The organism is [Clostridium] symbiosum ATCC 14940 (assembly GCF_000466485.1).
Classification (GTDB): Bacteria; Bacillota; Clostridia; order Lachnospirales; family Lachnospiraceae; genus Otoolea; species Otoolea symbiosa.
Genome location: NZ_KE992989.1, coordinates 1 through 8244 on the forward strand (window position 1 = coordinate 1; position 8244 = coordinate 8244).

7 protein-coding genes are annotated in these 8244 nt (G+C 47.7%); all 7 read left to right on the forward strand.

Annotated features, from left to right (window positions below; genetic code table 11):
* Positions 1-235: 235 nt before the first annotated feature.
* The 7 genes from CLOSYM_RS16855 to CLOSYM_RS16880 all read left to right on the forward strand — a co-directional run bounded on the left by CLOSYM_RS16855 (position 236) and on the right by CLOSYM_RS16880 (position 8179).
* The gene (locus CLOSYM_RS16855) at positions 236-1552 is read left to right on the forward strand and encodes a sodium-dependent transporter (protein ID WP_024739231.1); all 1317 of its coding nucleotides are present in this window, start codon (positions 236-238) and stop codon (positions 1550-1552) included.
* Between the two features lie 278 nt (positions 1553-1830).
* Entirely contained in the window at positions 1831-1986 is a 156-nt protein-coding gene (locus tag CLOSYM_RS22530; protein WP_003503608.1) for an aspartyl-phosphate phosphatase Spo0E family protein, read from the forward strand.
* A 209-nt stretch (positions 1987-2195) separates the two neighbouring features.
* Positions 2196-2621 (forward strand): division/cell wall cluster transcriptional repressor MraZ, encoded by a 426-nt coding sequence (gene mraZ / locus CLOSYM_RS16860; RefSeq protein WP_009296468.1) that lies wholly within the window; start codon positions 2196-2198, stop codon positions 2619-2621.
* Complete coding sequence (rsmH, locus tag CLOSYM_RS16865; protein WP_021643041.1) at positions 2618-3562, forward strand: 16S rRNA (cytosine(1402)-N(4))-methyltransferase RsmH; 945 nt, start codon at positions 2618-2620, stop codon at positions 3560-3562. Before mraZ ends, rsmH begins: the two co-directional genes overlap by 4 nt.
* A gap of 6 nt (positions 3563-3568) precedes the next feature.
* Complete coding sequence (locus tag CLOSYM_RS16870) at positions 3569-4051, forward strand: FtsB/FtsL family cell division protein (protein ID WP_003503611.1); 483 nt, start codon at positions 3569-3571, stop codon at positions 4049-4051.
* 25 nt (positions 4052-4076) lie between these two features.
* Positions 4077-6200, forward strand: coding sequence for a peptidoglycan D,D-transpeptidase FtsI family protein (locus tag CLOSYM_RS16875; RefSeq protein WP_049943746.1), 2124 nt, complete (start codon positions 4077-4079; stop codon positions 6198-6200).
* Between the two features lie 239 nt (positions 6201-6439).
* Complete coding sequence (locus tag CLOSYM_RS16880) at positions 6440-8179, forward strand: peptidoglycan D,D-transpeptidase FtsI family protein (protein ID WP_003503615.1); 1740 nt, start codon at positions 6440-6442, stop codon at positions 8177-8179.
* Positions 8180-8244 lie beyond the last annotated feature (65 nt).

The window sequence follows — 8244 nt, forward strand, 5'->3', positions numbered from 1 at the left end:
GGACGCGTCCTCCTAACCTCAGTTAAATCTCCATTCTCAATTAAATCTCCATCCCGGGTTGCTTTTATCCGCAGTATATATTATGATAGAACTGATTTTGCCGTTTAAAGCGGCATAGCATGCATGTGAATCCAGGCGGGAGGGCTAAAGACGCATGTATGCGGGCGATGAAAAGGTTCCTTCGTGGTTTTGGCTTCAGGGACTTTTCACCACTATTTATGAGGAGGGTTATTACATGAGTCACAAAAATGGAAATTTCAGCAGTTCACTCGGCTTTATTCTGGCCTGTGTGGGTTCTGCGGTGGGCCTTGGCAACATATGGATGTTCCCATATCGTCTGGGCCAGTTCGGAGGGGCGGCATTCCTGGTCCCTTATCTCTTTTTTATCTGTCTGTTCGGCCTGACCGGCCTGTCGGCGGAGTTTGCCATCGGAAGAAAGGCAAAGACAGGAACCCTTGGATCTTATGAGCTTTGCTGGGCCCACAGAGGCAAAGGAGCCGTCGGACGTTTTCTTGGATGGATTCCCCTTATGGGTTCCCTGGGTATTGCGATCGGTTATTCGATTATAATCGGCTGGGTGCTCCGCTCCCTGGGAGGTTCCCTGACGGGTGCTATTCTTACAGAGGATTCGGCCGCTTATTTCGCACAGGCCACAGGAAGCTTCGGCAGCCTGCCCTGGCACCTGGCGGTGGTTCTAATCACCGTGATTATCCTGGTTACAGGTTCCGTTACCCAGATTGAGCGGGCTAACCGTGTGATGATGCCTGTTTTCTTTGTTCTGTTTACCGTCCTGGCGGTCCGCGTATTCTTCCTGCCGGGAGCTTCAGCCGGGTACAATTTTCTTTTTGTGCCAAAGTGGGAAAGGCTGTTGGACGTAAATACCTGGGTTATGGCCATGGGACAGGCATTCTTCTCCCTGTCCATCACCGGTTCAGGAATGATTGTCTATGGTTCTTATCTGAATAAGAAGGCAGATATTGTAGGTTCGTCGATGCGTACGGCGTTATTTGACACGGTGGCGGCTCTCCTTTCCGCCCTTGCCATTATGCCTGCGGTATTTGCTTTTGGAATTGAGCCGGCAGCCGGTCCTTCCTTAATGTTTATCACGATTCCGAAGATTTTCGGCCAGATGCCGATGGGCCAGATATTTGCCGTCATATTCTTCCTGTCCGTGGTTTTTGCAGGGATTACTTCTTTAATTAATATGTTTGAAGCGGTAATTGAAAGTATCCAGCACCGGTTTGAAGTTCCGCGAAAGCTGGCCGTTCTGCTTTGCGGAATTATCTGCTTTGTGGTCGGAGTCTTCCTGGAAGCGGAACCCTCCGTGGGAAAATGGATGGATTTTATCACAATCCTCGTGGTTCCTTTTGGAGCGGTATTGGGAGCGGTTTCCGTTTATTATGTGCTTGGTTACAAAGAAATACGAAAGGAACTTGAGCAGGGCAGAACGAAATCAATGCCTTCCCTGTTTGGGAAAATTGCCTGCGGAATCTACGTACCGCTTACAATTATCGTGTTTGTTCTGGGTATTATTTATAAGGGGATCGGATAATAAATAAGGGAGATGCGTCACTTTTTGTCGAATATTATCGGCCGAATTTGTTTGATTTTTAGGGAATAAGGACTTAAAATGAAGATACACCGGGGAGGCATTTACAAACATTATTGTTTGTAAATGTTGCTTCGGTTGCTGACATCGGATATCTTATTTTAAGACTGTATTCCTGGATTGAGGGTCTGGAATACCGGTTTGTGCAAACGTTTTACAATACAATATATCCTCTGACAGCGCCACAACTGAAGACAGCAACAACAAAAGGAGAGTAGGATATGGCAAACGCGAGAGAAGAATTGATCAGTAAAATTGAACATGCAAGAGAACGGTTGAATAGAAGCATTGATAAAAAGGAGGAGTATGGTATCATTTATCAATGCAGTGTGGAGCTTGATCAGCTGCTGAATCAATATGTTGTAGCTGATTGCTAAGAAAATTACATATGTAGAGTCGTTAAAAAAGGTGGTAAGATTTCCAGATCTTACCATCTTTTTTTCTGTACATTTTAATAAATATTTCTTGCTATTTCCTTACAGATGTACTAGAATTAGAATACAAAGTGGTGGAAAGTGGTAGAAAGTGGTACTAAATGGTTCCGCGTGGAAGCTTAGTGGAGCAAATTGGATGACAGGTGATTGCTATGTTCATGGGTGAATACAATCATACAATCGATGCGAAGGGGAGGCTGATTGTCCCCTCCAAATTCAGGGAACAGCTTGGAGACGAATTTGTCGTGACAAAGGGGTTGGATGGCTGTCTCTTTGTGTATGATAATTCTGAGTGGAAAAACTTTGAAGAAAAGCTCCAGTCACTGCCGCTTACCAATACGAATGCCAGAAAGTTCTCACGTTTTTTTCTGGCCGGAGCTTCTGCCTGTGAGGTGGACAAGCAGGGAAGGATACTCCTTCCGGCCGTACTCAGGGAGTTTGCGTGCCTGGAGAAGGAAGTGGTTCTGGTTGGTGTGGGAAGCCGGATCGAGATTTGGAATAAAGCAACCTGGACCGAGAAGAATGTCTATGACGACATGGACGAAATAGCAGAGAACATGGAAGGCCTTGGAATATGATATTTGGACACAAATCAGTACTTTTAGATGAGACAATCGAAAGCCTTGACATAAAGCCGGATGGGATTTATGTGGACGGAACCCTGGGTGGAGGCGGACATGCCAGCGAGGTATGCCGGAGACTGGGAGATAAGGGAAGGTTTATCGGAATCGATCAGGATGCCGACGCCATAGCGGCCGCATCGGAACGTCTGAAAGAATTTGGAGATAAAGTAACGATTGTAAGAAGCAACTATGAGAATATCGATGAGGTCTTGAAAGAGCTGGGAATCAGTCAGGTCGACGGGATTTATCTGGATTTGGGAGTTTCCTCCTATCAGCTTGATACGGCTGAACGGGGATTCACCTACAGAGAGGATGACGCCCCGCTCGATATGAGGATGGATCAGAGAAATGAAATGACCGCAAAAGATATTGTAAATACCTACAGTGAATCGGAGCTGTTCCATATTATCAAAAATTATGGGGAAGACCGGTTCGCTAAGAATATTGCCAAGCACATTGTCAGGGCACGTCAGGAAAAAGAGATTGAGACAACAGGAGAATTGATTGAAATTATAAAAGCCGCGATTCCCGCCAAGGTGAGAGCCACGGGAGGCCACCCGGCCAAGCGGACATTTCAGGCGATTCGGATCGAACTGAACAAGGAACTGGAGGTTCTGGAAAATTCCATCGACAAGATGACGGATCTTCTGGCTCCCGGGGGCAGACTTTCCATTATCACCTTCCATTCGCTGGAAGACCGGATTGTCAAGAGCCGCTTCAGAATCAATGAAAATCCATGTACCTGCCCGCCCGACTTCCCCGTGTGCATGTGCGGAAAAAAGAGTAAAGGCCGTGTGGTGACACGCAAGCCGATTTTACCGTCAGAGGAAGAACTTTCAGAAAATAAGCGTTCCAAAAGCGCAAAGCTGAGAGTGTTTGAAAAGAGTAGGAGGTAAAGACCTATGGCTGCCAGAAGAAGACATCCTGAATATGCCGGAACGTATGTAGACGGCAATACCGTGAGAAAAGTAAATAGAACTACACCACAGACAAAGCCGGAGCGCAGGGTACAGGACGACTATAAACGCAGCCATGTTGTACGGAGGAACAGGGACAAAGCTCTCTATATGGACGGTCCGTATGTGTTTGCTCTGACCATAGCAGCAGTCATTACGCTGTTTTTATGTATGAATTACCTGCATATACAAGCTTCGATTACATCAAGAATCAATAATATAGAAACGCTGGAACTGAAACTGGAACATTTAAAATCTGAAAATGATGCCCTTCAGACAAGAATTGACACTTACGTTGATTTAGACCATGTATTTAAGGTCGCTACAGAAGAACTTGGCATGGTATATGCCAACAAGAATCAGATTCTTTTGTATAATAAAACGGAAAGTGAGTATGTAAGGCAGTATGAGGACATCCCAAAACACTAATAACAAACAGCCCTTTCGAAAGTACATGCAGGAAAAGCTGGCGATTACCGTTTTGGTAATTACGCTGGCTTTGTTTGCATTGGTATTGGTGCTTTATAATATTGTAAAAAATAAAGGGGAAGACTATAATCAGATCGTTTTAAGCCATCAGGATTATGAGAGCAGAACGATCCCCTTTAAGCGGGGGAACATTGTAGACAGAAACGGAACGTATCTGGCTATCAGTGAGAAAGTGTATAACCTGATTATCGATCCGAAACAGATATTGGAAAATGATGAAAACTACGAATATCTGGAAGCGACGCTGGATGCGCTTAACGAGTGCTTCGGCTATGACCGTGAAGAGCTGCGCAAGCTGATCAATGACAGGAAAGACAGCTATTATGTCGTTTATGAAAAACAGATGACGGCGGAGCAGAAGGAGCTGTTTGAAAATTACAAGCAGGAGAAGAATGCCGAGTATAAGAAACTGCCGGTCGATGAGGGCGGCAAGAGACGAATCACCGGCGTATGGTTTGAAGATGAGTACAAGAGGGTATACCCATATAAGGAGCTGGCCTGCAACGTGATCGGCTTTGCAATGAAGGACGGCAATGCCTCCGGCGGAGTTGAGCAGTATTACAACAGCGTCCTGAACGGCGTGAACGGCAGAGAGTACGGATATCTCAATGACGATTCCAATCTGGAGAGGGTGGTGAAGCCGGCTAAGAACGGAGAAACGCTGGAACTGACAATTGATGCGAATATCCAGAAAATCTGTCAGAAATATATTGACGAATGGCAGGCGGGCATTGGAAGTAAAGTGGCAGCCGTTATCGTTATGGATCCCAATACGGCGGAGATTCTTGCGATGGATACGAACATCCGCTATGATTTAAATGATCCTTATAATATGGACCGATATTATACCCAGGAAGAACAGGCTGCCATGGATGAAAAGACAAAGGCCGACGCCTGGTATAAAATGTGGCGTAATTTCTGCGTCAGTGATACCTTTGAGCCGGGATCCCCGCAGAAGGCATTTACCGTGGCCGGTGCGATAGAAGAAGGAGCCATCACAGGATATGAGACCTTTGAATGCGGCGGCAGGCAGAAAATGGACGACAGATGGACGATCCGCTGTGTGGCCAGAAGCGGTCACGGGCCTCTTACCGTCACGCAGGGGCTTATGAAATCATGCAATATCGTTATGATGAATATTGTGCGTCTGGAAGGAAAAGAGAAGTTTACAAAATACCAGAGCATTTTTGGCTTCGGTTCCAAGACAGGCATTGACCTTCCGGGTGAAGCTGATACATCCGGCCTCGTATACAGGGCGGATAATATGGGACCGGTCGATTTGGCAACGAATGCCTTCGGACAGAATTATAACTGTACAATGATACAGATGGCGGCCGGCTATTGCTCCCTGATCAACGGAGGCTCTTACTATGAGCCGCATGTTGTGAGAAGAATCTTAAATGACCAGGGCGCCGTCGTCAAGAAGAATGAGCCGAAACTGGTAAGAGAGACGGTTTCGGAAAATACATCGAACTATATTAACAATGCGCTCTATCAGACTGTTTCCGGCGACGGAGGTACGGCAGGGGCCGCGGCCGTGGCAGGATATCAGGTGGCAGGAAAGACGGGAACGGCTCAGAAGCAGCCGAGAGAAGCCAAAAATTATCTGGTATCGTTTATCGGCTATGCGCCGGCTTACGATCCGCAGGTTCTCGTTTACGTGGTTTTGGACACACCGAACCTTCCGGGTGAGGAACAGGCCCATTCCAGATTTGCCAGCGAGATTTCGGCTAAAATCATGGCGGAAATCCTTCCGTATATGAATGTATTCCCGGATACGGAAACGGGTCTGCAGGAAGACGAAGATCTGGCGGGAAGAGAAGAGGGCATCACATCCGGCGAACCTTCAGAGAGCCAGGAAGGACAGGAGGGCGCGGGAGAAGGAGGAGAATCAGAGGCCCCGACGGAGACTTGGGCGTCATTTGATGATGAGTTTATTGATTCGGGTGAAGAAGATTACAATTATCCCGACAGCATGCCGGGAGGTATAACCGCACCGCAGGAGAGCCCGGGAATGCCTGAAAGTACCAATGCGGCTGAAAGCACCGGGGGAGGTATGACCGAGTCTTCAGAAGGCAGCCGGGAATAATGTTCAACAAATATTAGCAAGGATTCTCCCATCCTCTAAGGTGGTGAAATGAATTGCCCGAAACAAATTTAACGGCAGCGGTGGGCGGAGAGAAGCCGGTATCCCCCACTGCCATGAGGTCAACCACGTGTCCGCATAGGATGCAGCCGCACTTCGATAATAAACCGAGCGTGGGTTGTAACAAGAATAAAATTCTGATTTTTTAATATACTGTACCAACGAAAGCATAAAGGTACCGCATGAACAGAAATCAGACACATCACAGAGGAAGAATAGCGTTCGTATGTATCATGTTATGCCTGTGCATGGCCGGGCTGACAGGAAGGCTGTTCTTCCTTATGATTTATAAAGCGGACTATTACAGTGAGATGGCTGAGGATCTGCATCAGAGGGAGAGGACGATTAAAGCGGCCAGAGGACGGATTCTGGATCGGAACGGTGTGGTGATTGCCGACAACCGGACAGTCTGTACCATATCGGTGGTCCATAACCAGATTGAGGATCCGGAAAGCGTCATCCGGATACTTTCCGGGGAACTGGGAGTGCCGGAGGATACGGTCAGAAAAAAGGTGGAAAAATATTCTGCGCGTGAGATTATAAAGACAAATGTGGACAAGAAAGAAGGAGACAAGATTCGTGCACAGGGACTTGCCGGCGTTAAGGTCGATGAGGACTATAAGCGGTACTATCCTTATGACAGTCTTGCGTCCAGAGTGCTTGGTTTCACCGGAGGAGACAACCAGGGTATCATCGGGCTGGAGGTTCAGTATGAGAAATATCTGAAAGGCCAGGACGGAAAAATACTGACGCTTTCGAATGCGGCCGGGGTAGAGATAGAGAATGCGGCCGAGGACCGGATTGAGCCGGTGGCGGGCAATGACCTGGTCGTCACCCTGGACGTCAATATCCAGAAATATGCGGAGCAGGCCGCTTACCAGGTAATGGAGAAAAAACAGGCCAACAGCGTATCGGTCGTTGTCATGAATCCGAAAAACGGCGAAATACTCGCGATGGTAAATGTGCCGGAATTCAATTTAAATGAACCGTTTACACTGATACCCGGCATTGCGGCGGACGGAGACGGCAAGACTTCCCAGGATCTTTTAAACCAGATGTGGAGAAATAAATGCATTAATGACACGTATGAGCCGGGCTCCACGTTTAAAATCGTGACGGCTGCGGCCGGTCTGGAGGCCGGGGTAGTAAAGCTGACCGATAATTTTTCCTGTCCCGGCTTCCGGGTTGTGGAAGACAGAAAAATACGTTGCCATAAAGTGGGAGGGCACGGAGGTGAAACATTCCTTCAGGGAATGATGAATTCCTGCAATCCGGTGCTGATCGATGTAGGGCAGAGGCTGGGAGTAGATAATTACTATAAATACTTTGCCCAGTTCGGCCTGCTCGGAAAGACGGGAATCGATCTGCCGGGCGAGGCAGCCACCATTATGCATAAAAAGGAAAATATGGGGCTGGTGGAGCTGGCAACCGTATCATTCGGCCAGTCTTTCCAGATTACACCGCTGCAGCTCATTACCACGGCATCCTCCGTTATCAATGGGGGAAACAGGGTGACTCCGCACCTGGCTGTGAAGTCGGTGAGTCCGCAGACAGGTTCTGTCCACAAGTTTGAATTTCCTTTAGGAGACAGAATCCTGTCGGAGGAGACCAGCAGCACGATGCGTTATATACTGGAGCAGGTAGTTTCCGAGGGAAGCGGAAAGAATGCGAAAATAGAGGGGTACAGAATCGGCGGAAAAACGGCTACATCGGAAAAGCTTCCCAGAAGCCTGAAGAAATACATTTCATCATTTGTGGGCTTTGCCCCGGCCGACGATCCCCAGGTAATAGCGCTCATCACGATCGACGAACCGGAAGGAATTTACTACGGCGGCACGATAGCGGCTCCTGTCGTGGGGAGCATATTTGAAAATATATTGCCTTATCTTGGGATACCTAAAACAGAGGCGGAGGATAATTAAGCAGGTGAGGACGCCGGTGCTTAGCGAGGTTCCTTACGAGCTTAGCACTGATGCGCACTCCAAAG